Source organism: Pseudotabrizicola algicola (assembly GCF_010915705.1).
Classification (GTDB): domain Bacteria; phylum Pseudomonadota; class Alphaproteobacteria; order Rhodobacterales; family Rhodobacteraceae; genus Pseudotabrizicola; species Pseudotabrizicola algicola.
On record NZ_JAAIKE010000010.1, the window covers coordinates 1 to 24,184 of the forward strand.

A 24,184-nucleotide genomic window follows, 5' to 3' on the forward strand; every position below is an offset into this window, starting at 1 on the left:
ACAAACCGTGAAGCTTTCACCAGGATCATCGGGCAAAAACCCTACCTGGCCGATATGCAAACAGTCAGACGCCGATGCGCCCAAACCGCCCACATATCCCTTCATTCATCAAATTTTCAAAGATCATGAAGACAAAAATTTCAGGACCACCAATCTCTTGGTGCTTCCTGCAACCCTACCTTCAGATGTCAACAGCAGCTTCCGCCACCGCACCAACCGCTTCGTTCCGCGTTCCCGCATCACTTCCGCTTCGGTGAGGCGCTGTTTAGGTCCAAGAAAATAAACACGCAAGCAGAAAAGTTCCCGCTCATGTCGATTTTTTCGCGGACCCCTTATTTCCTTGGGCGAAATGCCCGAATTTTCTGCAACGCACCCCCTGCTGCGGGCCCGGTCGTCCCCCCTTTGACGCGCAGCGCCCCCGATTTGGGGTCCGAATCCCCGCGACTCGGGCGCCGCGCGGCCCCTTCCGGCGACTCAAACCCCGTCGCGCAGGGCTCCGGCCATCACGCAGAGCAGCTCGAACATCACCGTCGCGCCCAGATAGGCGGTGGCGCCGTTCACATCGAAGGGCGGCGAGACCTCCACCACGTCCGCCCCCGCGATCCGCACGCCAGCCAGTTCGCGCACCACCTGCAGCGCCTGAAAGCTGTTGGGTCCGCCGATTTCCGGCGTGCCGGTGCCGGGGGCGAAGGCGGGGTCGATGAAGTCGATGTCATAGGAGACATAGGTCTCCCCCTGCCCCGCCCGCCCGCGCGCCTCGGCCATCACATCGGCCACACCGCGCGCATGGAATTCCTCGATGGCAATCACCCGGATGCCCACCGCTTCGGCGAAGTCGCGATCCTCGCGGTCATAGGCAGTGCCGCGGATGCCGATCATCGTCACCCGATGCGGGTCGAGCAGCCCCTCCTCGACCGCGCGCCGGAACGGGGTGCCGTGGGTATACATGGAGCCGTTGAAGTAGCTGTGGAACAGGTCGGTGTGGCTGTCGAAATGGATCATGCCCAAAGGACGCCCCTTGGCCAGCGCCCGCAGGATCGGCAGGCTGCACAGATGGTCGCCCCCCGCCGTCAGCGGCACGATGCCAGCGGCGCGGACGTTTGTGTAAAACGCCTCCATCCGCGCCATGCTGTCCATCAGATCGGCGGGGTTCGGCCCCACATCGCCCAGATCGGCGCAGCGCACCGCCTCGAAGGGGCGCACGCCCGTTGCACCATTCTCGGCGCGGATCATGGTAGAGGCGTCGCGCAGCGCGCGCGGCCCATGGCGGGGGCCGGGGCGGTTGGTGGTGCCGCCATCCCACGGCGCGCCCACCAGCCCGATCTGCACCTCGGCAAAGCGCGGATGGTCGGGCGTGACCAGCGGAAGGCGCATGAAACTGGCAACGCCCGCGAATCGCGGCAGCTCGAAACCGGAAACCGGCACGAAAAACGGGTCTTGGGGCATGGGCGGCTGTCCTTCTGTCTGATCGTCCCGGCGATCAAACCACCCCCGACCCCGGCTGTCAGGCCCAGCCGCGACACCATTCCGGCCAATGCGCGCCCGTTTGCCGATCGGGATCAGCCCGGCCCTTGACCGATCGGGCGCCATCCTCCCTTATCAGGAAAAGCCACCAATGGATGGATCATGTTCAACAAGACCTCAGACCAGACCGCTGCCCCCGGCGGGGTTCCCGCCGCACGGCCCTCGAACACCAAATCGGTGTTCGCCAGCGACCTGAAGATCACCGGCGAGATCTCGTCGATCGGCGATATCGAGATGATGGGGGATATCGATGGCAACATCACCGCCCGCAGCCTGAGCGTCGGGGCCGAGGGCCGGATGAACGGCACCATCACCGCCGAGTCGGTCGATGTGCGCGGCACTGTCGACGGGCAGATCAGCGCAAGCACCTTCACCTTGCGCGCGGCGGCCCATGTGGCGGCCGATGTCACCTACAAGACGCTGGTCATCGAAAGCGGTGCGCAGATCGAAGGGCGCTTCGCCCGGCACAAGGGCTAGGCCCGCCCCCTGCCACAGGCGGCCCCCCTCGGGGGCCGTTTGCGGCTGGCGGGCTATTTCGGCGGGATCGCATAGGTCAGGCTCGCCCGCGCCACCGGATCGGCACCGCCTTCGGAAAACAGCAGCACATCGCCCACCGCCAGCGACCGCCCCAGCTTGAGCAGCCGCGCCTCGGCCAGAAGGTCCACACCCGCCCGCGGCTTGCGCATGAAGTCGATCGCGCAATTCGTCGTCACCGCAAGGGCCACCGGACCGATCCGGCTCAGGATCGCCAGATACATCGCCACATCCGCCAGCCCGAACATCGCCGGCCCCGAAACCGTGCCGCCGGGGCGCAGGTGGCGCTCTGCCACCCGCAGGCGCAGGGTCACCCCCGCGGCCCCGACCCGTTCCACCACGAAATCCCCGGCCACCTGACCGAAATCACGCTGCAAAAACTCTTGTAGCGCTGCCGCATCCATCACAACCGTCATGCCTTCCCCCCGCGTCCTGCCGCGCCTAAGCTGCCCGCAAAGAGGAGGAAGATGCAATGCAAGACAGCCCCCTGCTGCGCCAAGACAGCGGCGGCATCGCCACGCTGACGCTGAACGCGCCGGGCAGCCTCAACGCGCTGTCCAATGCCATGCTGGCGGCGCTGTCCGGCCAGCTGGCCGCCCTCGCCGCCGACCGCAGCATCCGTGTGGTGATCCTGCGGGCCGAGGGCCGCGCCTTTTGCGCAGGCCATGACCTGCGCGAGATGCAGGCCGCGCGCGCCGCCCCCGATCAGGGCAAGCGCGCCTTTGCCGACCTGTTCGCCACCTGCGCGCAGGTGATGCGGGCCATCACCGCCCTGCCCCAGCCTGTGATCGCCCAGGTGCATGGCATTGCCGCCGCCGCCGGATGCCAGCTTGTCGCCTCTTGCGACATGGTGGTCGCCTCGGATCAGGCGCGCTTTGGCGTCAACGGGGTGAACATCGGCCTGTTCTGCTCGACCCCGATGGTGGCGCTGACCCGCAAGGTGCCGCCCGCCATCGCCTTCGAGATGCTGACGACGGGGGCCTTCCTTGATGCGGCCCGCGCGGCGCAGGTGGGGCTTGTCAACCTTGTCACCCCGCCCGAAACGCTGGGCGCGCAAACCCGCGCCCTTGCCGAGACGGTGGCGGGCAAGCTGGATGCCGCCGTCAAGATCGGCAAGCGCGCCTTTTACGACCAGATCGGCCTGCCGCTGGAAGCGGCCTATGCGCAGACCGGAGAGGCGATGGTGGAAAACATGCTCTGGCGCGACACCGACGAAGGCATCCGCGCCTTTCTGGAAAAGCGCCCGCCCGACTGGGCCGACAAGGGCTGAAACCGGCGCGCCGGTGGCAAGGGCGGATGCCTCCGGCGGGAGTATTTGGGAAAGCAGCAAGCCATAGGCGCCTCGCGACCTAGCGCGCCGCCCGTCGCCGCAAGGCCAGCACCAGAACCAGCGCCGCCAGCGCCAGACCAAAGCACAGGCCGACCAGCGCATGGGGCCCGCCCTGCCCCATGATCCATGTGCCAAGGAGCGGGGCCACGGCGGTGGAAACCATCGCCGGCAAGGAGATGGCGGCTGCCGAGGCGGCGTAATCGGCAGGCCCGTTCACCTCTGCGATCAGCAGCGGCCGCAGGATGGTGAGGATTCCCATCGCCGCGCCCTGCGCCAGCGCAAAGCCGAAGACCAAGGGCGCGCCACCGCCCGAAAGCAGCAACAGCACCGGCCCCGCCAGCATGGCCAGCACCGTGAGCCGCGCCGCAAGCGCGGTATCCAGCCGCGCCCCCGCCGCCATCAGCGCCATCCGCCCCAGCACCTGCGCCGGACCGATCAGCGCCGCCGCCACGACCGCGCGGGCGTCATCCATGCCAAGTTCGGCAAGGATCGGCCGGATCAGGCTGACCAGCATCCAGTGATCGAGGTTCAGAAGCGCGAACAGCGCCATCAGCCCCACCACCCCCGGCCGCGCCAGAATGCTGCGCCACGAGGCGGCGGCGACGGGGTTCGGTGCGCCCTTGCCGCTCCCGCCGCCCAGGACCTGCGCGCCCCAGACCTGCAGCGGCAGCATCAGCCCGATGACCGCCGCCACCGCAACCCAGACGGCCGTCTGCCAGCCATAGGCCGCCGCCAGCGCCGCCCCCGCCGGAAAGGCCAGCGTCGAGGCAAGGCCCGCCACCAGCGTCACCCGCGTGATCGGCCCGCGCGCCTGCGATCCGAAGCGGCGGATCAGCAGGGCAAAGCACACTTCGTAAAGCGTGGCCGAAGCCGCCGCCCCCAGCCCCGCGAACGCCAGCAGGTAAAGCGCCGGATGAAAGGCCAGCGCCAGCAGCACCAGCGAGAGCGCGCCGAGCAAGGTGCCAAAGCCCATCAGCCGCAAGGCATGGCCGCGGTCGACCCAGCGCCCCACCTGCGGCGACAGCACGGCGGTCACCCCGATGGCCAGAAACGGGCCCAGCGCCAGCACGCCGTTGCCCCAGGGCAATTCGCGCTGCCACACCAGCACCAGCGCCGCGAAGATATAGAAAAAGCACGCATAGCCCAGCGTCTGCCCCAGCGCCAAGGCCCAGACCGCAAGGGTCTCGCGCCGCGACGGCATCACAATCTGTAAAGCGCCGTGAACTTGCCTTCCAGATAATCGAGCAAGGGCGCCTCGCTCGGCTCGAAGCCGCAGGCCCGCCGCACCACCTCGCGCGGTTCGTAAAGCCCGCCGTGGCGTTGCAGGTTCTCGCGCAACCAGTCCGTCGCCGGGCGCGCGTCGCCCCGCGCCAGATGGTCGTCAAGGTCCGGAACCGCGCGGCGCAGGGCAAGGTTCAGACAGCCGGCATAGACGTTGCCGAGGGAATAGGTGGGGAAATAGCCGAACAGCCCGCAGGACCAATGCACATCCTGCAGCATCCCCAGACTGGCGCGCGGCACCTCGACGCCGAAATCGGCGCGGAAGCGGTCGTTCCACGCCGCCTCCAGATCGGCCACCGCCAGATCACCGCGGATCAGCGCGCGTTCCAGATCGAAGCGCATCATCACATGCAGGTTGTAATGCACTTCGTCCGCCTCGGTGCGGATGAAGCCCGACTGCACCCGGTTGACCGCGCCATAGAAGGCATCGGCGTCGGCGATGCCAAAGGCGTCGAACCGGCCCTGCATCTGGCCGAACATCCAGCCCGTGAACGCGCGCCCGCGCCCGAGCTGGTTTTCATAGATCCGGCTCTGGCTTTCATGCACCCCCATGCTGACGCCCGATCCGAGCGGGGTCAGCCGGTAATCGGGGTCGATCCCCAGCTCGTAGCAGGCGTGGCCCACCTCGTGGATGGTCGAATAGAAGCAGTTGAACGGATCGCTCTCCACCACCCGCGTGGTGATGCGCGCATCATCGCCGGAGCCCGAGCTGAACGGATGCACCGCCAGATCCAGCCGCCCGCGCGCCCAGTCATAGCCGAAGGCCGCCGCCAGATCGCGCGCCATGCGCATCTGCGCCTCCTGCCCGAAATGCCCCTCCAGCCGTGCAGGCTGGTGCGCCGCCCCCAGCACCGCCGCGCGCAGGGCCACCAGACGCGGGCGCATCGCATCGAACATCGCGCCCAGACTGGCCGCCGTCGCCCCCGGCTCGTAATCGTCGATCAGCGCATCGTAAAGATCGCCCCCCCCGGCCAGACAGGCCGCCTCCTCGCGCCGCAGCCGGATCACCTCGGCCAGCACGGGCAGGAAGGCCGCCACATCGTCCTTCGCCCGCGCGTCCGCCCAGATCCCCTGCGCCCGGCTGGTCACCCGCGCCAGCTCTTGCGCCAAGGCCCCCGGCACCTTCACCTGCCGTGCGTAAGACCGGCGGATGTGGCGCAGGTTCGCCTCGGCCACCGCATCCGGCGCCTCGGCCTGTGCCAGCCATTCCGCAAGGCGCGGATCGGTGCGCCGCGCATGCAGCACGCCCTCCATCGCCGACATCTCCTCGGCCCGCTGCTCGGCGGCCCCGCGCGGCATCATCGTCTCCTGATCCCAGCCCAGACGGCCTGCGACCTGCGCCAAGGCCTCCGTCTCGCGCTGGAACGCCATCAGCTCCGCATAGGCGGTGTTGTTCGCAGTCATGCCGTGCCCTTCCGGATCGACCCGGCCAGCGGGTATTGTGACAGATAGCGGGCGCGCAGGATCAGCACCCAGAGAATGACCGCGCCCAGCTGATGGGTGATCGCCACATGCAGCTGCGCCGCCGTGACCACCGCAAGGATGCCCAGCAGCACCTGCGCCACCAGCATCGCCATCACCATGTGGAAGGCAAAGCGCGTCGCCCGATGCGCCGATTTGCGCCCGCGCAGCCAGACCACCACGCCAAAGGCAAACAGGGCATAGCCCGCCATCCGGTGCATGAACTGCACCAGACCGGGGTTCTCGAAGAACGCATGCCAGATCGGCAAGGCCCCGCCCTGCCCGTCCGACACATAAAACGCATCCGCCGGAAAGAACTGCCCGTTCATGTCAGGCCATGTCGGAAAGGCGCGGCCCGCGTCGATCCCCGCCACCAGGGCCCCCAGCACGATCTGCAGGAAGGCGAAATGCAGCAGCCCCGTCGACAGGCCGAACAGCTTGCCCTCCCGCGCCCGCCGCGCCTGCAAGAGCGCCGCCTCGCTGCGCTCCAGCAAGAACACATACCAGGCGATGAAGCCGAGGATCACGAAGGCCAGCCCCAGATGGGTCGCCAGACGGTAAGACGCGACCGAAGTCATCGTCCCCGTCAGACCCGAGGCCACCATCCACCAGCCGATCGCGCCCTGCAAACCGCCCAAGGCCCCCAGCAACACCAGCCGCCCCGTCCAGCCCGGCGGAATCCGCTTCGTCGCCCAGAAGAACAAAAAGCCCACCGCCCAGACCAGCCCCACCGCGCGGCCAAGCTGCCGATGCCCCCATTCCCACCAGTAAATCACCTTGAAGGCCGACATCTCCATGCCCGCATTCATGTGCAGGTATTGCGGACTGGCCCGGTATTTGTCGAATTCCGCCTGCCAGTCGGCCTCGTTCATCGGCGGCAAGGCCCCGGTTACCGGCCGCCATTCGGTGATGGAAAGGCCAGAGTCGGTCAGCCGCGTCAGCCCGCCGACCACGATCATCGCCATCACCATCAGGAACAGCATGATCAGCCAGCCCCGCACCGCCCCGCGCGCGCCCTTGGGGGCGGCATCGATCAAGCCGCCCTGCGCCTTGGGGGCCGCGCCCGCGCTGCCCACCTCCTCGAAAATGCTGCGTTTTCCAGCCATAGCCGCCTCATATCTTGCTGGCCCGGACACTAGGCCCCCGCCGATGCCGCTTCAAGGGGGGTGCGGCGATGGCGCGCCCCTCGCCCACATTCCCCGCAAGCGGTGCGTTGACCCGCTCGCAAGCGAGCAGAACACTCCACGCTAGGACTCCATTCTTCATTCAACCCTGTATCGTCCGGAGCGAGAACGAAGACCTGCGTAAAGAGCCCTATAGCAGCCGCTCAGGACGAGCGCATAAGTACGGCGCTCGTTACGGCGCAGCACAAAACGGCATGCCAGTTTTGATGTGATCTTGTTCGTATCCGAGCACCGCTTCCGCAAGGTCTTGTTGGCCAGCTTCCATTCGCCAAATGTAATACCACCAGAAGTCTTCGATTTTCAGTAACTCTTGAAACCTGGCCGACTTCATCGAGAAGAGCCTATCCTGAGCAGTCGTGAACGTCGCTGGCGTTTTCTCGACACCGTGGCGGTGCGCATACGCGAGGCAATCCTTTGCGAGCCTGACACAATCCCGTGCGGCACTATCGCGGACAACTTCGCGCGGCGTCTGCACTCGATCCGGATCTGTGCGTAGGTCGCTGTACATCGAGGGTTCGCGCCCATGCTTAATGTCAACTATTATAATTGAAGCCACCTTAATCGATTCACGCTGATCCGGGCTACTCAAGGCCCACACGCTTAAAGCGTGGCTTTCCATTACCTTCTTCAGCTTAGTGCAGACTGCTGGGTCGGAAAGGTTCCGGTTCTGTGAGTCGAAAGCGAACAGCGCTTTACCCGCTTCCTCAATACACGCCACGGCCAAAAAGTAAGCCCGGGCAATATGGCCATATTCACATAAGAGCGAAGCTTCAGCGAGCAGTTCATCGGCGTTGCGGAGGGCGGCTTCACTATATGAGAGCAGAAGCGCTGCCGTCAGAGTGGGCAGATTAGGTGAACCCATGGGTACTCCTGAAGTGTCGTGGAATCAGAACTGTACCTTAAGCGCGAACGGCAGCTATGTCCCGCAAAGCCACCTCCCGCACCCAAAGCTGCCACCGCCCTCCTGCCAAGGCACATGTTGTCCCACGACCTTCCCCCATTCATCTGTTCCCAAATATCCCGGGGGTCCGGGGGCTGGCCCCCGGCGGGTGGCCGCAGGGGCCGCGTCAGGACGGCTCGCCAAAGCCCTCCGGCACCAGCCGCCCCGCCGCCGCCGCCATACCGGCGTCCTCCAGCAGATCGGCCAGCATCGCCTCCACATTCTGCCCGGCGGCGGAAAGATGCGCCCAGATCTCGCGCACGGGCGGTGCGATGCGCGGCTCGGCCACCGCCCGCGCCGTGTGCAGCCAGACGGCCAGCCCGTCGCTGCTCACATAGTCCCGCGCCTTGCGCAGGGCGGCGATCCTGGTCTGCGCGCCGCGCACGAACCGCGTGACCTCCGCCGCTTTCCATGACGCCAGCGAGGTCAGGTCCACCCCTTCGGCCAGATGGACCTGCGCCCAGAACTGGGCCGCCGCCGCGTGCTGCTCTACCGCATGCGGCTTGCCGCCGGCCAGCCGGTCGGCCACCGCCTGCGCCTCGTCCACCAGCGCCTGAACCGCCTTTTCCTTTTGCCACTTGCCGAAATCGGTGCCAGCCATCAGCGTCTCCTTATCCAGTCAAAGCGCGGCAAAAGCGTTAAGGTTCCGTAAATCCCGCAAGCCAAGCCATTGAGATCACATGCCCCCCCGCCCTGTAACACAGGGGGCGCCCCTCATTCCCCCTGCTGGCGCAGCTTGTAGGCAATCTGCTTGAGCATGCCGTGAAAGGTCTGCACCTCGGCCCGCGTCAGGTTCAGCCGGGCCCACATGTTGCGCAGATTGAGGCGCATGTTGGCGGCCTTGGTCTCGGGAAAGAAGAAGCCCGCCGCCTCCAGCCGCTCCTCGAAGTGGTCGGCCAGCCGCTCCACCTCGACGCGCGCGGCAAACTCGGTGCGGGCCAGCGCCATCACCTCGGGCGCGACAGCCTCGGTCTGCCGCCGCCATTCATAGCCCATCAGCAGCGCACATTGGCCGAGGTTCAGGCTGGGAAAGTCCGGGTTGACCGGCACCGTCACGATGGCATTGGCCAGCGCCACGTCGTCATTCTCCAGCCCCGCCCGTTCCGGCCCGAACAGCACACCCACCTTCTTGCCCTCGGCCGCCATCGCGCGCGCCATCTCCATCGCCCGCTCCGGCGTCACCACCGGCTTCACAAGTTCGCGCGGGCGGGCGGTGGTGGCGAAGACATAGTCGCAGTCCGCGATGGCCCCCGCCACATCGTCAAACAGCCCGGCATGGTCGAGCAGCCGCCCCGCCCCCGAGGCCATCGCCACCGCCTTCGGGTTGGGCCAGCCATCACGCGGGGCCACGATGCGCATGCGCGTCAGGCCGAAGTTCAGCATCGCCCGCGCGGCGGCGCCGATGTTCTCGCCCATCTGCGGGCGCACGAGAATGAAGGCAGGTTCGATCATGCGAGGGGCACCCCTGTGTTTACTGGCCTGTTACGCCAGCCCACCCCTGCGGGCAAGACATGGTCAAGCCAGAAAAAGGCTGGTAAGCCAGCCAAAACCCGACGCGAGGATTTGTCATGGCCGCCGAAGACCGCCCGCAACTCACCCTGATCACCCCGCCCAGCTTTGACCTTGACGTCTTCCCGGCGCAACTTTCCCGCGTGCTCGACGCGGTCGAGGTGGCCTGCCTGCGCATCGCGCTGGCCAGCCGGGAAGAGGACAACCTGCTGCGCGCAGGAGACGTGCTGCGCGAGCTCGCCCATGCCCGCGACGTGGCGGTGGTGATGGACAGCCACCTGCTGCTGGTGGACCGTCTTGGGCTGGACGGCGTGCACCTGACCGACGGCGCCCGCACCGTCCGCAAGGCCCGCAAGGATCTGGGGGCGGATGCGATTGTGGGGGCCTATTGCGGCAACACGCGGCATGAGGGCATCAACGCGGGCGAAGGTGGCGCCGATTATGTGGCCTTTGGCCCGATGGGCACCTCGGCGCTGGGTCAGGGGACACAAGCCGACTTCGAACTCTTCGAGTGGTGGTCCGAGATGATCGAGGTTCCGGTGATCGCCGAGGGCGCGTTGACGGTGGAACTGGTCGAACGCTTTGGCCCGGTGACCGATTTCTTTGCGGTCGGCTCTGAGATCTGGGGCAGCGATGATCCTCTTGCCGCGCTCAAGGCGCTGCTCGCGCCGCTGGGCTGACGCGAGGCTTGCCCTGCGTCAGCCATCGGGAGCCGGATGGCTTGCCGCGACGACGCGCTGGCAATAGCCTGACAGGTCCTTGCGTCCGTCGAAGGCCTGCACGGGAACCGGGGCGTGAAAGATCACCTCTGCCTGCCCCTGCCGCCGTGCGGACAGCACCAGCCCGAAATGGCTGGCAAAGTCCATATCGCCCCACCAGCCGTAAAATCTCGGGTCGGTCCCCTCGGGCGCGCGGTAGATGACGGTGACCGGCTGGATATGCAGCCCTTCTTGCAGGCCCGGCGCGAAGAAGGCGGCGAACAGGGTCGATTTGAAGGGCAAGACCCGCAGGCTGTCGGTGGAGGTGCCTTCGGGAAAGAACATCAGCCGGTGTCCCGCGCGCAGGCGATCTTCAAACACGGTTTGCTGACGCTTCGCCTCGGTGCCTTTGCGGGTGATGAAAACGGTGCCGGTGGCCCGCGCCAGCCAGCCGATGCCTGCCCAGCCCGACACTTCCGATTTCGCGACGAAATACATCGGGGCGCAGGCATTCAGCACAAAAATGTCGAGCCATGAGGCATGGTTGGCGACCATGGCGCCCTGCTGGGTCATCGGCGTTCCGCGCACCGACAGGCCAAGGCCCATGATGGCCAGCGACAGGCGGCAGACGCGCCGGGTGATATGCGGTGTCCAGGGCCGCGCCGCGCCGAACAGCGGTCGTTCGACACAGCGCACGAGCAGCAAAAGCACCAGCCCGCCATAGGTGACGCCGCCCATGACCAGCCCTCGCCAGACGAGCCGAAGCCACCCCGCCCCGGTGATCGCCATTGGCAGCGGACGGTCACTGCGCCAAGTCATGCGGATTCGCCCTTACGGACATAAAAATCCTTGTGTTTCCGGCTCATGGCGGCGGTATCCATCACAAGGCAGACATCGGTGGTGTTGAAGGCGTGATCGACGAAGACGCCATCGCCGACGTAGCCGCCCAGTCGCAGATAGGCTTTTATCAGCGCCGGGGTCTGCGCAAGGGCAAGGCGGCGGTCGACCTGCGCGGCGGGCAGCAGATGCTGGCGTGCCGGATCATCGCCAAGCGCGCGGACCCGCAGGGCGGGCGGTGCCAAATGGGCGTGATGCAGTAAGGACAGGGGGGCCGCCAGACGGGCCAGATCGGTGCCGGGAAAGCTGGCCGCGCCAAAAAGGATCTCGATCTCGCGTTCGATCACATAGCGCGCGAGGGCGTTCCACAAATGGAACATGCCCGTGCCGCCGCGATGATCGGCGTGGATGCACGAGCGGCCGAGTTCCAGCAACCTGCGCCCGGAAGCAAGGAGCGGGGCAAGATCGAACTCGCTTGCCGAATAGAAGCGCCCGATCTGGCGCATCCGGTCGCAGGGCAGCAGGCGGTAGACGCCGACCACATGCTCGCCCTGCGCCGGATCGGCCCAGCGGTCTACCAGCACCAGATGGTCAAAGACCGCGTCGAATTCATCCCGCTCCACCTGAAGGACATGGTCAACACCCGGGCCATCGGCCCCCAGTTCGGTGACAAAGACGCGGTAGCGCAGACGAAGCGCAGAGGCGATATCCGCCTCATCCGTGGCAAGGCGTGCTGTATAGCGGTCTTCGGCCTGCCGTTTTGTCACGGTTTCGTCTCCACCTGTCGCGTTAACCAGCGGTTAATCATGACGGGAATAAAAGCGGGGGAAGCGCAAGGCAACCGGAATGGGACGCGAGACAGCTTATGATTGAACCAAGCTCGCCTGTTACAGGCTGCCCGGGCGGTCTTGCACATCGCCGAACACCGGCAAAAGCTCGATCTGCCGCCCGTCAATCACGACCTTGCCAACATGTTCAAAATTCACCGTTATACGCGTGCCGATGTTAGACTGAACCTGCCCAAGCCCCCAGTCGGCCCGCTCGGGGTGGCGCACCATCATTCCCGGCTCCAGAAGTGCGTTCATCGTCAAACCTTTCGTTCTCAGGATTTCGCCCATGTCCGACAAGCCTGATCTGACCGCCCTTCTGGGTTCGCGTATCTGCCATGACCTTATCAGCCCGATCGGTGCCATCGGCAATGGGGTAGAACTGCTGATGATGGATGGCATGGCGGCCAGCCCCGAACTGGCGCTGATCGTCGACAGTGTCGCCAATGCGAATGCGCGCATCCGGTTTTTCCGCATCGCCTTTGGCGGGGCCGGCGCGAATGAACAGCGTATCGGCAGGGCAGAGGTGGTCAGCATCCTTGGCGATCTGACGCGGGGCGGGCGGATGACGATGGATTGGAGCTCGCCCGCCGATCTGTCGCGGCGCGAGGTGAAGCTTGCCTTTCTCGCCATCCTTTGTCTTGAAAGCGCGATGCCGCATGGGGGCACACTCGGGATCGAACGCGGCGAAAGCCGGTGGACGCTGCGCGGCACCGCTGCCCGCCTGCGGGTGGACCCGTCGATGTGGGAACTCCTCTCGAACCCCGCCATCAACGTCGAACTTGGCCCCAATCAGGTGCATTTCGCCCTTCTGCGTGACGAGATTGCCCGCCAGCACCGCCGGTTGACCGTGGAACTGGGGGAGGCCGCGCTGCGCCTGTCTTATTGACGCGCCGTTTCAGGGGCGGCAGGTGCCATCGCCGCGCACCAGATACTTGAAGCTGCACAATTGCTCGGCCCCCACGGGACCGCGCGCATGCATCTTGCCCGTGGCGATGCCGATCTCGGCCCCCATGCCGAACTCGCCGCCATCGGCAAACTGGGTCGAGGCGTTGCGCATCAAAATCGCGCTGTCCAGCCGCTGGAAGAACCGCTCGGCAGCGGCATCGTTTTCGGTCAGGATGCTTTCGGTATGGCTGGAGCCATAGCGCCGGATATGGGCGATCGCGTCGTCGACCCCGTCCACCAGTTTGGCGGCGATGATCATGTCCAGGAACTCGCGTCCGAAATCCTCGGGCGCGGCCTGCACCGTGCCCGGCACCTTGAGCAACTCGCCTTCGGTGCGCACCTCGACCCCGGCGGCCAGCAGATCCTCGATCAGCACCGCGCCGTGGCGGGTATAGAACTGCCAGTCGATCAGCAGACATTCCGCCGCCCCGCAAATGCCCGTGCGCCGCGTCTTGGCGTTCAGCACCACCGCGCGGGCCTTTTCCAGATCGGCATCCTTGTCGGCATAGACGTGGCAGATCCCTTCCAGATGCGCGAACACCGGCACCCGCGCCTCGCGTTGCACAAGACCGACCAGCCCCTTCCCCCCGCGCGGCACGATCACGTCGATATGCTCGACAGCCTGCAACATCGCCGAGACCATCACCCGGTCGCGTGTCGGCACCAGCTGGATAGCGGTTTCGGGCAGACCTGCGCCGCGCAAGCCTGCAACCATGCAAGCGTGGATGGCAGAGGAGGAGTGAAAGCTTTCGGACCCGCCCCGCAAGATGACCGCATTTCCGGCCTTGAGGCACAAGGCCCCTGCATCGGCAGTCACGTTCGGGCGCGATTCATAGATCACCCCGACCACGCCCAAGGGCGTTGACACCCGCTGGATGTTCAGCCCGTTCGGGCGGTCCCATTCCGCCAGCACCCGCCCGACCGGATCGGCCTGCTCGGCAACCGCGCGCAGCCCATCGACAATGGCGCGGATGCGGCCCTCATCCAGCCGCAGGCGGTCCATCATCGCGGCGGACAGTCCCTTTTGCGTGCCGAATTCAAGGTCCAGCGTGTTGTCATCCAGAATTTGCTGACGCGCGGCCCAAACCGCCTCTGCGGCGCCGATCAGCGCCGCATGTTTGCGCTCGGCGCTGGCACAGGCCAAGTCTGCCGCCGCCGCCCGCGCTGCCGCCCCGATCTCGGCCATCAAGCTGATGCTTTGCCCATCCATCGCCAAGCCCTTTCATCTGTTCAAAAACATCCGCAGAGGGGCCGGAGGGGCAAACGCCCTGCGGCAGCTGCGGATCAGATCACCATATCGTCGCGGTGCACCAAGGCGGCGCGCCCCTGATACCCCAGTATTCCTGCAATATCGCCCGAGCGATGCCCCGCAATTGCCTTGGCCTCGGCGGCGGTATAGCGCACCAGACCCTTGCCCAGCACCACACCTTCTGGGGAAAGGATCGACACCGGCTCTCCCCTGCCAAAGCTGCCTGTCACCCGCGTAACCCCCGCAGGAAGCAGCGACTTTCCCGCCTGCAGCGCCGTGACCGCACCGGCATCGAGCACCAGCTCCCCTCGCGGCTTCATCGCGTTGATCCAGCGTTTGCGGGCCAGTTGCGGATCGGCCTGCGCCACGAACCATGTGCGCTGCGCACCATTGGCAAGGGCCGTGAGTGGCCGCAGCACCGACCCTTCCATGATCGCCATGGCGCAGCCGCCCGCAATCGCGGTTTTTGCAGCCAGCAATTTTGTCTTCATGCCGCCCTTGGACATGCCCGAAATGGGATCACCCGCCATCGCCTCGATCTCGGGGGTGATCTGTTCCACCAGATCAAAGCGTTGCGCGGTCGGGTCTTCCTTGGGGTTGGCGGAATAGAAGCCATCGACATCCGACAGCAGGATCAGCTGGTCGGCCCCCACCGTCACCGCGATCTGCGCGGCCAGACGGTCGTTGTCGCCAAAGCGGATTTCATCGGTGGCCACCGTGTCATTCTCGTTCACGATCGGCACGACGCCGAGGCCCAGAAGGGTTTCCATCGTGGCGCGGCTGTTCAGATAGCGGCGGCGGTCGGTCGTGTCTTCCAGCGTGACCAGCACCTGCGCAGTGGTGATGCCATGCGGGGCCAGCACTTCTTCATAGGCGCGGGCCAGCCGGATTTGTCCGACCGCCGCCGCCGCCTGACTCTGCTCCAGCGTCAGGACACCATTGCCAAGGCCAAGCACCTTACGGCCAAGCGCGATGGAGCCGGAGGAGACCAGCACCACATCGGTGCCGCGCACCTTTGCCTCGGCCACATCCATCGCAAGGGCCGACAGCCAGCCCTGCTTCAATCCGGTAGTGCGGTCAACCAGCAGGGCAGAGCCGATCTTGACGACGAGCCGCTTTGCCGCGCGCACATCGGGCGCGGTCAGGGGTTTCAGGGCTGCCACGGGCCAGCCTCCTCTTGCGGAGCCTCACCCTGAACCGTGCCGTAGATCGCGCGCAACACGTCCTGCAGGCCCTTGCCGGCGACGCCAGAGATCACATGCACGGGACCACCGCTTGCCTTTTCCAAAGCGCGGCGGCGGTCGGAAATCTGCTTGGGGTCCATCGCATCGCATTTGTTAAGAGCGACGATCCGCGGCTTGTCGCCCAGAATCTCGGAATAGGCCTCCAGTTCGGTGACGATGGTCTTGTAGTCCTTGGTGATGGTGCTGGAGGTGCCATCGACCAGATGCAGCAAGACCTTGCAGCGTTCGACATGGGCCAGAAACTGCATACCAAGGCCGCGCCCTTCGGAAGCGCCTTCGATCAGACCGGGGATATCGGCCATCACGAATTCGGCGCCATCAATGCCCACGACACCAAGGTTGGGGATCAGCGTGGTGAAGGGGTAATCGGCGATCTTGGGCCGCGCGTTGGACACAGCAGCCAGAAAGGTGGATTTGCCCGCATTGGGCAGGCCGACCAGACCGGCATCGGCGATGAGTTTCAGGCGCAGCCAGATTGTCCGTTCCACCCCTTCCTGGCCCGGATTGGCCCGCGCGGGGGAACGGTTGGTCGAAGATTTGAAGCGCAGATTGCCCCAGCCACCGTTGCCGCCTTGGGCGAGGATGACCTTTTGGCCCACCTCGGTCAGATCGGCGATGACGGTTTCTTCATCCTCGTCCAGAATCTCGGTGCCAACCGGCACGCGCAGCACGATATCGTCTCCGGTCTTGCCGGTGCGCTGAGAGCCCATGCCGGGCTGACCCGACTTGGCAAAGAAATGCTGCTGGTAGCGAAAGTCGATCAGGGTGTTCAGCCCCTCCACCGCCTCGACCCAGACCGAGCCGCCATTGCCGCCGTCGCCGCCGTCGGGGCCGCCGAATTCGATGAACTTCTCGCGCCGGAACGACACGCAGCCGCCGCCGCCGCCGCCCGAACGGATATAGACTTTGGCGAGGTCGAGGAATTTCATGGCAGCGGGCTTTCGGAAAAAACGGTGATCTGCGCAAGGCGCGGGTGATTGTGCGATACAGGATTGGGGCCCACACCTCAAGCGCGCGTGGCGCAGGGGCCAAAGGCAGGTGAAAACGCGCCGCGGCGCCTCAGCCTGCCGGGCCGGTCTCGGACGGTCGCGGATGAAGCGTGCGAAAGGCAACGCGCGACAGCGTCATGTCGACATGGTCCATGTCCTGCCCCAAGGGGCGGCAGAACTTGCGGCTGCGCGCCACCTCGACAAAGCCGAGCCGGTGCAGAACACGCGCCGAGGCGGCGTTCCCGAGGAAATAGCCCGAGGTGACCGGACCGGGGTAGAATTCGAACACCGCGTGCAAAAGGCCCACCGCCGCTTCGGACGCATAGCCGCGCCCCTGCGCGCGGCGGGCGATCCAGAACCCCAGCTCCGCCCCGCCCCCGATCAGCCCCGCGAAGCCGGTAGCGTCGTGAATGGCAAAGGTTTCACCCTCGGGCGCGGTGGCGACGTAGTCGCGGAAGTGCTGCGGCGGGTAGGGAAAGGGCGTGGTGGCCAGCCATGTGGCGATCTCAGGGTCATTCAGCCCCGCCAGAACGCCCGCCTCATCGGCGAGCGTCAGGGGGCGCAGGCGCAGGCGCGCTGTCTGAAGCCAGATGCCCGCGCCCTGCCCCATCGCCCTAGCCCAGCTTGCGGATATAGGTCCAGGTCGGAACCTGTGCGCCGCGCGCCACGCTGAAGGTTTCGGCATCGCCCAGATACTGGAAGCCTGCATTGGTCAGCACGCGGGCAGAGCCGGGATTATCCTGAAACACTTCGGCAAACATCGTGCGGTTGGCCTGCGGATTGGCATCGACCAGCGCCTGCACAGCAGCCGAGGCGATGCCGAGGTTCCAGAACGCAGGCGCGACCCAATAGCCGACTTCGGACTGGTCGCGATTGTATTTGGCCACGTCCATGCGCTTGAGGCTGATCACGCCCAGCACTTCGGGCAGCGCCGATTGGCTGCCGTCCATCACCCAGATGTCTTCATCCGCCGGACGTTTGATCGCGCGGGCAACGAAACCTTCGGCCGCGCCGGGCGGCAGCGGATGCGGGATCGAGCGGGTGGCTTCGGCGACCCGCCGATCACCGGCATAAAGCGCAAAAAGACCCGCATCGGATTTTCGCACCGGACGCAATACAAAGCGCCCTGCGTCTATCACTGCCTGTGCCGCCGTTGTGGCGATTACGTCCAACGTCATGGCTTCCCTCCTTCGAAGCGCATGAAGGGCCTTACTGGCCCCACAAGAAAACCCCCTGCCCACCAATCGGCTGCGTGCGCTGCCCCATCGCCCAGTTGGGCCGTTGCAATCACCATGCTAAGGCTTGATGGCAAAAGAGTGAACATTCTCCTGCAAATCCCGGCAATTGCCACGGAAATGCAAAAGGGACCGGCCGTTTGGCCGATCCCCTGTTTACATCTGGAATGTAAAGGTTCGGCTTACTCGGCTGCCTCCGCGACCGGGAGAACCGAAATGAAGGTGCGGCCTTTGAGGCCCTTCTTGAAGGTCACCTTGCCTTCGACGGTCGCAAACAGGGTGTGGTCAACGCCCATGCCGACGCCCTGACCCGGAAACCAGGTGGTGCCGCGCTGACGGACGATGATGTTGCCCGGAATGGCGTGCTGACCGCCAAAAAGCTTCACGCCCAGACGACGGCCCGCAGAGTCGCGGCCGTTGCGGGATGAGCCGCCTGCTTTCTTGTGTGCCATGGATATTACTCCTTATTCAGCAACAGCTTCAGCGGCCTTGGCGGCGCGCTTGGGCTTGGCGGGGGCTTCGGCTGCCGGAGCGGCCGCAGCATTATGGGCAGCGCGACGCGCATCGGCGGTGCCGGTGGCGGCTGCGACGCCCGACTTCTCTGCGCCCGAGGCGAGAACCTCGGTCACGCGAACCAGCGTCAGTTGCTGACGGTGGCCCTTGGTGCGCTGCGACGAATGCTTCCGGCGGCGCTTCACGAAGTGAATGACCTTCTCGCCCTTGATCTGGGCGATCACTTCGGCCTGAACCGCGGCGCCTGCCACGAACGGCACGCCAACGGTCACCGACTCACCGCCGACCATCAGGATGTCATTGAACTGGATCTTGTCACCAGCATTGGCAGCCAGCTTTTCAACGCGCAGAACGTCACCCGCCTGCACCTTGTATTGCTTGCCACCGGTCTTGAGGACCGCGAACATGGGTCTTTCCTTTTCTTAACCCGCGTCCTGCGGCCCCCGTTTCCGGAAGTTGTCTGGGGCAAGCCCCGCCTTCGGACAGCGCGCCCCGGAGGGGCGTCATTGCAAATATAGAACCCGGCCAAGATTCGCATCTTTGCCGAGATGCGCGCTTATCAGGGGAAAACAGGGACGAGTCAAGCCATCCCTGCCCACGAGAGTGCCGCCGGACGCTAGATATCTTCGCCCATCATCTGTGCGGCTGCGGCGCGGCCCAGATCATAGGAAATCTGACTGAACACCGCATCATAGGCCGAAAACAGCGCCGCGTTCAGCTTTTGCCCGGCAGGCGTTTCGGAGAAGCCGATATAGGCGTCCAGATCCTGTTCGGACAGGGGCTGATAGGCCAGCATGAGGAAGGGGAACAGCCAATCGGTCGTCTCGGTCCGCACATCGGGTTCTTGCGCCCAGACATCGGCCAGCATCTGATCTTCCGTCATCGCCTGCGGGAAGGCCCCGCTTTCGGAAAGGCCGCGATAGAAAGCCAGATTCGCGTTCATCGCGCCCATCACGTTCGATTCGACCAGATCATTGACGCTGGCAAAGCGCATCAGCCGATCCACCCTGTCACCGCCCGAAGCCTGCATGTCTTGCCATGCCAACTTCGCAGCATCCTCGATGTCATCATCGAGCATGGCGCGGCGGGCCTCGATCTCGAGCTGCAAGATGGCCTGCCCCTGCGCTGATCCGAAAAACCCTTCCATCGCCGCAAGCTCTGGCTCCGAGGTCGCAAGCGCTTCGGTCAGGGCGGCAGAAAAGCGGCTGCGCATGGTCTCGGCATCATAGATCTTGGAGACCGTCGCCTGCCATTGCGCGCCGCCGTTGCCGGGAAACATCTCGTCGGCGAGGGTCTGCCCATATTCCAGCCCCTCTTCGCGCATCACGGCAAAGATGGCATCCATCTTGAGCGTCTGGGCCAGCGCCGCGACACGCGCCGCGTCCACCGCCGGCGCAACCTGCCCCGCAACGGTTTCGGCCCGCGCGGAGAAGGAGCCAGCCGGAATCACGGCAAGGCCGAAGCCGAGCGCGAGTGACAGTCCGAAGGCGGAAACGGCTTTGGGCAAGGACATGGCGGGCCTGTCTGACAAACATTCTCTTCCCGAACAGCTAGTGGTTTCAGACCCGCTTGCCAAGCCAAGCCACCGCACGCCCGCGTGATGGGCAATGACTGGCCGAGTCATTTTACGCGAATGGGGGCTTGCAAGCGCCGGAAAGCGAAGATAGGAACCACGCCACGAAGACCACACCAAATGCGGAGAGGTGCCGGAGTGGTCGATCGGGGCGGTCTCGAAAACCGTTGTGGGTTTGCGCCCACCGTGGGTTCGAATCCCACCCTCTCCGCCACTATCCCTGTTGCGAACACGGTCAGGCGCCCCACGCGGCGCGGAAATAGTCGTGTTTTCAAAGGGCATTGCTTCCCCCATGCGAACCTTCGAGACTGCGCGCCAGGCCCGTTCCGGGCTCTGAACGGCGCTCCGTCTCTGTTCGGGCGAACCTCGCCAAATTCGGTTCGGTCGGATTTTTCCTCGTCATTCCAATGCCGTGAGTTTCAACTCCGCCAAAACTTCGGGCCGTGTGTCAATCACCTTCGAGGGGAACAGAGCCGCAACACGCAAGAGGCGCAGCCGCTGGGTGCGCTGGCCGAATGGCGCGTAGCGATGGCGGTGAGGTTGGGCCTGATCTCTCTGATTTCTTGAGTTTTTTGGATTGCCTTCCGACCAGCCACCGTGCTTGGCTCCAGCGGTATATTTGAAGGCGTAGGTTGTCTGATGCCCGGATCGTCTCAGACCGGTTTGGCGGAAAAGTATCTTGTCGATGACCTGCCGGGCGCCGCGCTCGTCGGGGCGCGGTTGAACGGAATTCTGCAGAAGATCGAGGCAGGCGAGACGCTGACCTCCTTGGCGCAGGCGTTTCTGACCTCCGGCGGGCTCAACTCTCTTCTGGCGCTGGCAACCGGTCAGATCGATCGCCCTGCCTTCGAGGAGGCTGCGGCGCGCGAGCGATCAACCCGTATCCAAAGCGCGAAGGACGAAGCCGACAGGGTGGCAGCCGAACAGGCCCGAAAGGCCGAGGCGATTGATGCCGCGGTCAAGGCGCGCTTCGCTGCAATGGAGAATGACCCCGTGCTGCGCCGGAAGCGCGAAGCCCGCGAGTTGCGGGATCGGTTCGGGATCGGCTTCATCGAGACCGAGCACTACCCGCGTGCAATGCGGCTGCTGAAGCAGGTGGCAAGCGGTAACCGCCTGGCGCCCGAAGATGTCGCCTGGCTGTCGACCGAGGCGGTGGACTGCTGGACCGATGCGTTGCAGCAAGCGTGGCATCGGCTGGAAGCCGAAGAGCTCACCAAGGCATGGGAAGAAAGCCGCGATCCGTGGGATGCCGTAAATGCCAGTGCGCATTGGCGGAAGGCTGATGAACCCCAGCAGGCGTTGGAGGTAACGGAGGCGGCGCTCGGCAAGGCGGGACGGAGCCCGAAACCGAGATCGGCGCTCTTGACCACGCGCGGAGGCGCGATGCGCGATGCTGGCCGCCTCACCGAAGCCAGGACACTCGGGCTGGAGGCGCACGAACTGACCCCGGCCGACTTCAGGCCGTGCACGCTGCTTGGCGCTGTCTCGATGGGGCTTGGGGATCTCGCAGCCGGTTACGAGTGGTATGCGAAAGCCGAGGCACTGGGCGCCGAGCGCCGGGCCATTGACCAGGATCTGCGGGCGCTGCTGATCCGTTCGGAACCCGATGCGCGAGATCGTATCCGGCACTATCTGCTCGAGCAGGATTCAGAGCGTTTCGCGTGGCTGCGAAATTGGAACCACAAGATCGCCGCGACGCATCGACGATAACCTGTGCAGGCGCCAGTTCATCGCTCGACCCCCGGTCGAGCGGCGAAGGCCACTCGATCAGTCGAACACCCGGCCTGGCTGCTCGTCCCACGGCAGGGACGCCACGAAGCACAGGTCGTAGATACTGATCGTGCTCGGCTCGCGGTGGACGACCATGCGCTCGAGCACATCGGGCGCGAGCCAGGCGAGGCGCAGGAGGCGGCTGACATAGCGGTCGGACAGGCCCTCGTCGGCGGCGAGGTCGGCGAGCGTGGCGACGTCGCCGCGTTCCAGCCGCTGCCGCCAGCCCCATGCGCGGCCGATGGCGCGCAGAAGGTGAGGATCCTGCCCGCGACCCATGGCGGCCTCGACATGCTTCGGCGGCAGGATCCGGGGGCGGCCGCCGCGACGGCGCAGTTCGAGCGGGATGTGGATGCGCAGGGTCTCGGGCGCGGGCATCAGGCGACCTCCTTCTTCGGCGGGGCCATAAGGGCGGCGATGGCGCCGAGGCCATCATGGCGCAGGTCAATGGCGAGGCCCGCCTCGCTTACCGTGATGCGCGCGACCAGCAGTTGGACGATGCGCGCCTGCTCGGCCGGGATGAGCGCCTTCCACAGGTCGTCGAACTGCGCCAGCGCGGCGACAACGGTGGTCTCATCGAGATCGGGGCGGTCCTTCCGCACCGCCCGCGCGGTGCGCGCCGCGACCTCGGGCGTGCGTAGCATCCGGCGGATTTCGCCGATGACGGCCTCCTCGACCATGGCACCCGGCAACCGCTGGGGCCCGCGCAGCTCGGCCGCTGGGCGCTTCCGGATCACGTCCATCGAGGTGTAGTAGCAGTACCGCTTGCCCTTCCGCTTGGTGTGGTGGGGCGTCATGGCGGCGCCCGTCTCGGTGAAGATCAGCCCGCGCAGGAGCGCCGGTTGCGCCGTGCGTGCCACCGCCGCCCGGGCGACACGATTGTTAGCCATGACCTCGTGGACCTCGTCCCACAGCTTCTGGTCGATGATCGCCATGTGCTCGCCGGGATGGACTTCGTCCTTGTGCACGGCGAGGCCAAGATAGACCTTGTTGTGCAGGAACTTCAGCAGGTAGCCCCGGTCGAACACCGCGCCGCGCTTGGTGCGGATCCCGCGGGCATGCAGTTCCTTCAGCACCTGCGCGGTAGAGCTGGACCGGGCATAAAGGCGGAAGATCGTCCGGACCTGTTCCGCCTCGGCGGGCTCGATCACCAGCTTGCGGTCCTTCACCACGTAGCCGAGCGGCACCGGACCGCCCATCCACATCCCCTTCCGGCGCGAGGCCGCGAACTTGTCGCGGATGCGCTCGCCGATCACCTCGCGCTCGAACTGCGCGAAGCTGAGCAGGATGTTCAGGGTCAGCCGCCCCATCGACGTCGTGGTGTTGAAGGACTGGGTGACCGACACGAAGGTGACGCCGTGACGGTCGAAGATCTCGACCAGCTTCGAGAAGTCCATCAGCGCGCGGCTGAGGCGGTCGATCTTGTAGACCACGACCACGTCGATCAGCCCGGCCTCGATGTCAGCGATCAGCTGCGTCAGCGCGGGACGGTCCAGCGTGCCGCCAGAGAAGCCGCCATCGTCGTAGCGGTCGCGGAGCGCCACCCAGCCTTCGGCGCGCTGCGAGGCGATGTAGGCTTCGCAGGCCTCGCGCTGCGCGTCGAGGCTGTTGAACTCCATGTCGAGCCCTTCCTCGCTCGACTTGCGGGTGTAGATGGCGCAGCGCAGGCGGCGGACGGGTTCGGGCTTGGCGCGGCTCATGGGCGGGCTTCCGCGCCATGGGCCAGCCCGAAGAACTTCCACCCGTTCCAGTGACTTCCGGTGATCGCGCGCACCGCGGCCGAGAGCGACTTGAAGCGCCGCCCCTGCCATTCGAAGCCGTCGGTCAGCACCGTGACGACCTGCTCCTCACCCTGCCACTCGCGCACCAGCTTGGTGCCGGGGATCGGGCGGCGGGGATCCGCGATCAGCCGACCCGGCGCGCCCGTGGCGACCTCGGCTGCCAGCGCGTCCAGCGTGCGCCGCGTCGCGGGCTTGATGCCGCCATGGGCCAGTTCCTGGATGCGATAGCCGATCCGCAGCTCCAGGTTCCCGCGGCTGGCGTTCGGCGCGGGCTCGCCGAACATGACCCGCCAATTGGCCTGCAGCTCGGGCACCGTCATCGCCTTCAGCGCCGCCAGTTCAGCCAAGACGTCGATCCCATCAGCCTGGCGCGCAAGCGCGGCCTCTTCGCCTGATTTCCTTGTGTTTTTCCTCATGCCTCGTCTCCAACTCGGTTTTGCACCTGTCTCCGACGACGGCGTCTGAGGGCGAGAATGTCCAGCGAACTGACTCCGTCGAGCGGAGAATTCTCGTTCGTTTCCCGTGCGTTGGTGCGCGCGATAGCGCTGGCGAGGATGGCGGCCAATTCCGCAAGCCGCTCATCAGTCGTGAGCGTCTCGGCAGGCGGCGCGAAGGCGATGTCGTCTTGCATGGGGAGTGAACCTCCTGAGGCGGTTTGCTCCGTGTTGGCCGGTCGCGGCGAGGGAATTCAAGTCAAAACAAGGGGTTGTCGTAGGAGCGCGTAAGCAGGCGAAATCGACAGCGCACGAGCACATCG

29 protein-coding genes and 1 tRNA gene are annotated in these 24,184 nt (G+C 65.6%); 7 read left to right on the top strand and 23 right to left on the bottom strand.

Annotation, left to right across the window (positions count from 1 at the left end; translation table 11 throughout):
* Positions 1 to 283: hypothetical protein (locus G3572_RS21925; RefSeq protein WP_205518809.1), on the top strand; the 283-nt coding region annotated here is incomplete at its 5' end.
* A 191-nt stretch (positions 284 to 474) separates the two neighbouring features.
* Here the strand turns inward: G3572_RS21925 and G3572_RS19055 are convergent.
* Positions 475 to 1,446, bottom strand: a complete 972-nt coding sequence (locus G3572_RS19055) for an agmatinase (RefSeq protein WP_164614886.1) — start codon at positions 1,444 to 1,446, stop codon at positions 475 to 477.
* 180 nt (positions 1,447 to 1,626) lie between these two features.
* On the opposite strand from G3572_RS19055, the gene G3572_RS19060 reads away from it, so the two are divergent.
* Positions 1,627 to 2,001, top strand: coding sequence for a bactofilin family protein (locus tag G3572_RS19060; protein ID WP_164614888.1), 375 nt, complete (start codon positions 1,627 to 1,629; stop codon positions 1,999 to 2,001).
* A 53-nt stretch (positions 2,002 to 2,054) separates the two neighbouring features.
* On the opposite strand, the gene G3572_RS19065 is transcribed toward G3572_RS19060, so the two are convergent.
* Positions 2,055 to 2,474 carry a PaaI family thioesterase gene (locus G3572_RS19065; protein ID WP_164614890.1) on the bottom strand — a complete coding sequence of 140 codons (420 nt, stop codon included), beginning with the start codon at positions 2,472 to 2,474 and terminating at the stop codon, positions 2,055 to 2,057.
* 56 nt (positions 2,475 to 2,530) lie between these two features.
* On the opposite strand from G3572_RS19065, the gene G3572_RS19070 reads away from it, so the two are divergent.
* The gene (locus tag G3572_RS19070; protein ID WP_164614893.1) at positions 2,531 to 3,328 is read left to right on the top strand and encodes an enoyl-CoA hydratase; all 798 of its coding nucleotides are present in this window, start codon (positions 2,531 to 2,533) and stop codon (positions 3,326 to 3,328) included.
* A gap of 79 nt (positions 3,329 to 3,407) precedes the next feature.
* Here G3572_RS19070 and G3572_RS19075 read toward each other — a convergent pair whose 3' ends face one another.
* The 6 genes from G3572_RS19075 to G3572_RS19100 form a co-directional block, all read right to left on the bottom strand.
* A complete protein-coding gene (locus G3572_RS19075) occupies positions 3,408 to 4,589 on the bottom strand; it encodes an MFS transporter (protein WP_164614895.1) in 1,182 nt (393 codons plus the stop codon).
* A complete protein-coding gene (locus tag G3572_RS19080) occupies positions 4,589 to 6,073 on the bottom strand; it encodes a carboxypeptidase M32 (RefSeq protein WP_164614897.1) in 1,485 nt (494 codons plus the stop codon). Before G3572_RS19080 ends, G3572_RS19075 begins: the two co-directional genes overlap by 1 nt.
* Positions 6,070 to 7,236, bottom strand: coding sequence for a heme A synthase (ctaA, locus tag G3572_RS19085; RefSeq protein WP_164614899.1), 1,167 nt, complete (start codon positions 7,234 to 7,236; stop codon positions 6,070 to 6,072). Before ctaA ends, G3572_RS19080 begins: the two co-directional genes overlap by 4 nt.
* Before the next feature lie 250 nt (positions 7,237 to 7,486).
* Complete coding sequence (locus G3572_RS19090) at positions 7,487 to 8,176, bottom strand: AbiV family abortive infection protein (RefSeq protein ID WP_164614901.1); 690 nt, start codon at positions 8,174 to 8,176, stop codon at positions 7,487 to 7,489.
* A gap of 205 nt (positions 8,177 to 8,381) precedes the next feature.
* Complete coding sequence (locus G3572_RS19095) at positions 8,382 to 8,855, bottom strand: hypothetical protein (protein ID WP_164614903.1); 474 nt, start codon at positions 8,853 to 8,855, stop codon at positions 8,382 to 8,384.
* A gap of 113 nt (positions 8,856 to 8,968) precedes the next feature.
* Positions 8,969 to 9,706 (bottom strand): RNA methyltransferase, encoded by a 738-nt coding sequence (locus G3572_RS19100; RefSeq protein WP_164614905.1) that lies wholly within the window; start codon positions 9,704 to 9,706, stop codon positions 8,969 to 8,971.
* Positions 9,707 to 9,822: 116 nt separating this feature from the next.
* On the opposite strand from G3572_RS19100, the gene G3572_RS19105 reads away from it, so the two are divergent.
* Positions 9,823 to 10,443, top strand: coding sequence for a thiamine phosphate synthase (locus G3572_RS19105; RefSeq protein WP_164614907.1), 621 nt, complete (start codon positions 9,823 to 9,825; stop codon positions 10,441 to 10,443).
* Between the two features lie 18 nt (positions 10,444 to 10,461).
* On the opposite strand, the gene olsA is transcribed toward G3572_RS19105, so the two are convergent.
* From olsA to G3572_RS19120, 3 genes are all read right to left on the bottom strand, one after another.
* Positions 10,462 to 11,280: a lyso-ornithine lipid O-acyltransferase gene (gene olsA, locus G3572_RS19110; RefSeq protein WP_164614909.1), complete on the bottom strand. Its 819-nt coding sequence runs from the start codon at positions 11,278 to 11,280 to the stop codon at positions 10,462 to 10,464.
* Positions 11,277 to 12,065 carry an L-ornithine N(alpha)-acyltransferase gene (gene olsB / locus G3572_RS19115; protein WP_164614911.1) on the bottom strand — a complete coding sequence of 263 codons (789 nt, stop codon included), beginning with the start codon at positions 12,063 to 12,065 and terminating at the stop codon, positions 11,277 to 11,279. The genes olsA and olsB overlap by 4 nt, the downstream gene beginning before the upstream one ends.
* Positions 12,066 to 12,185: 120 nt before the next feature.
* A complete protein-coding gene (locus G3572_RS19120) occupies positions 12,186 to 12,383 on the bottom strand; it encodes a DUF3553 domain-containing protein (protein ID WP_164614913.1) in 198 nt (65 codons plus the stop codon).
* Positions 12,384 to 12,414: 31 nt separating this feature from the next.
* Between G3572_RS19120 and G3572_RS19125 the strand changes: the two genes are divergently transcribed.
* Positions 12,415 to 13,014 carry a histidine phosphotransferase family protein gene (locus G3572_RS19125; protein WP_164614915.1) on the top strand — a complete coding sequence of 200 codons (600 nt, stop codon included), beginning with the start codon at positions 12,415 to 12,417 and terminating at the stop codon, positions 13,012 to 13,014.
* 9 nt (positions 13,015 to 13,023) lie between these two features.
* On the opposite strand, the gene G3572_RS19130 is transcribed toward G3572_RS19125, so the two are convergent.
* From G3572_RS19130 to G3572_RS19165, 8 genes are all read right to left on the bottom strand, one after another.
* A complete protein-coding gene (locus G3572_RS19130) occupies positions 13,024 to 14,283 on the bottom strand; it encodes a glutamate-5-semialdehyde dehydrogenase (RefSeq protein WP_164614917.1) in 1,260 nt (419 codons plus the stop codon).
* A 74-nt stretch (positions 14,284 to 14,357) separates the two neighbouring features.
* Entirely contained in the window at positions 14,358 to 15,485 is a 1,128-nt protein-coding gene (gene proB, locus G3572_RS19135) for a glutamate 5-kinase (RefSeq protein WP_164614919.1), read from the bottom strand.
* Complete coding sequence (obgE, locus tag G3572_RS19140) at positions 15,473 to 16,495, bottom strand: GTPase ObgE (RefSeq protein WP_164614922.1); 1,023 nt, start codon at positions 16,493 to 16,495, stop codon at positions 15,473 to 15,475. The genes proB and obgE overlap by 13 nt, the downstream gene beginning before the upstream one ends.
* A 130-nt stretch (positions 16,496 to 16,625) precedes the next feature.
* Positions 16,626 to 17,165, bottom strand: a complete 540-nt coding sequence (locus G3572_RS19145) for a GNAT family N-acetyltransferase (RefSeq protein WP_164614924.1) — start codon at positions 17,163 to 17,165, stop codon at positions 16,626 to 16,628.
* Between the two features lie 4 nt (positions 17,166 to 17,169).
* Entirely contained in the window at positions 17,170 to 17,733 is a 564-nt protein-coding gene (locus G3572_RS19150) for a GNAT family N-acetyltransferase (protein WP_164614926.1), read from the bottom strand.
* A gap of 239 nt (positions 17,734 to 17,972) precedes the next feature.
* Positions 17,973 to 18,242, bottom strand: coding sequence for a 50S ribosomal protein L27 (gene rpmA / locus G3572_RS19155; protein ID WP_164614927.1), 270 nt, complete (start codon positions 18,240 to 18,242; stop codon positions 17,973 to 17,975).
* A 12-nt stretch (positions 18,243 to 18,254) separates the two neighbouring features.
* Entirely contained in the window at positions 18,255 to 18,710 is a 456-nt protein-coding gene (gene rplU / locus G3572_RS19160) for a 50S ribosomal protein L21 (protein WP_164614929.1), read from the bottom strand.
* A 209-nt stretch (positions 18,711 to 18,919) separates the two neighbouring features.
* On the bottom strand, positions 18,920 to 19,816 hold the full coding sequence (locus tag G3572_RS19165) for a DUF2059 domain-containing protein (protein WP_164614931.1): 897 nt from the start codon (positions 19,814 to 19,816) through the stop codon (positions 18,920 to 18,922).
* Between the two features lie 184 nt (positions 19,817 to 20,000).
* Here G3572_RS19165 and G3572_RS19170 point away from each other — a divergent pair.
* Both G3572_RS19170 and G3572_RS19175 read left to right on the top strand, forming a co-directional pair.
* Positions 20,001 to 20,090 (top strand) — tRNA-Ser (locus G3572_RS19170).
* Between the two features lie 383 nt (positions 20,091 to 20,473).
* Positions 20,474 to 21,586, top strand: a complete 1,113-nt coding sequence (locus G3572_RS19175) for a tetratricopeptide repeat protein (RefSeq protein WP_164614933.1) — start codon at positions 20,474 to 20,476, stop codon at positions 21,584 to 21,586.
* Between the two features lie 57 nt (positions 21,587 to 21,643).
* On the opposite strand, the gene G3572_RS19180 is transcribed toward G3572_RS19175, so the two are convergent.
* The 4 genes from G3572_RS19180 to G3572_RS19195 are packed head-to-tail and all read right to left on the bottom strand — an operon-like array spanning position 21,644 to position 24,058.
* Positions 21,644 to 22,024, bottom strand: a complete 381-nt coding sequence (locus G3572_RS19180) for a hypothetical protein (RefSeq protein ID WP_164614935.1) — start codon at positions 22,022 to 22,024, stop codon at positions 21,644 to 21,646.
* Positions 22,024 to 23,346 carry a recombinase family protein gene (locus tag G3572_RS19185; protein ID WP_164614937.1) on the bottom strand — a complete coding sequence of 441 codons (1,323 nt, stop codon included), beginning with the start codon at positions 23,344 to 23,346 and terminating at the stop codon, positions 22,024 to 22,026. Before G3572_RS19185 ends, G3572_RS19180 begins: the two co-directional genes overlap by 1 nt.
* Positions 23,343 to 23,843, bottom strand: coding sequence for a DUF2924 domain-containing protein (locus G3572_RS19190; protein ID WP_164614940.1), 501 nt, complete (start codon positions 23,841 to 23,843; stop codon positions 23,343 to 23,345). The genes G3572_RS19185 and G3572_RS19190 overlap by 4 nt, the downstream gene beginning before the upstream one ends.
* Positions 23,840 to 24,058, bottom strand: a complete 219-nt coding sequence (locus tag G3572_RS19195) for a hypothetical protein (RefSeq protein WP_164614942.1) — start codon at positions 24,056 to 24,058, stop codon at positions 23,840 to 23,842. Before G3572_RS19195 ends, G3572_RS19190 begins: the two co-directional genes overlap by 4 nt.
* Positions 24,059 to 24,184: the final 126 nt, after the last annotated feature.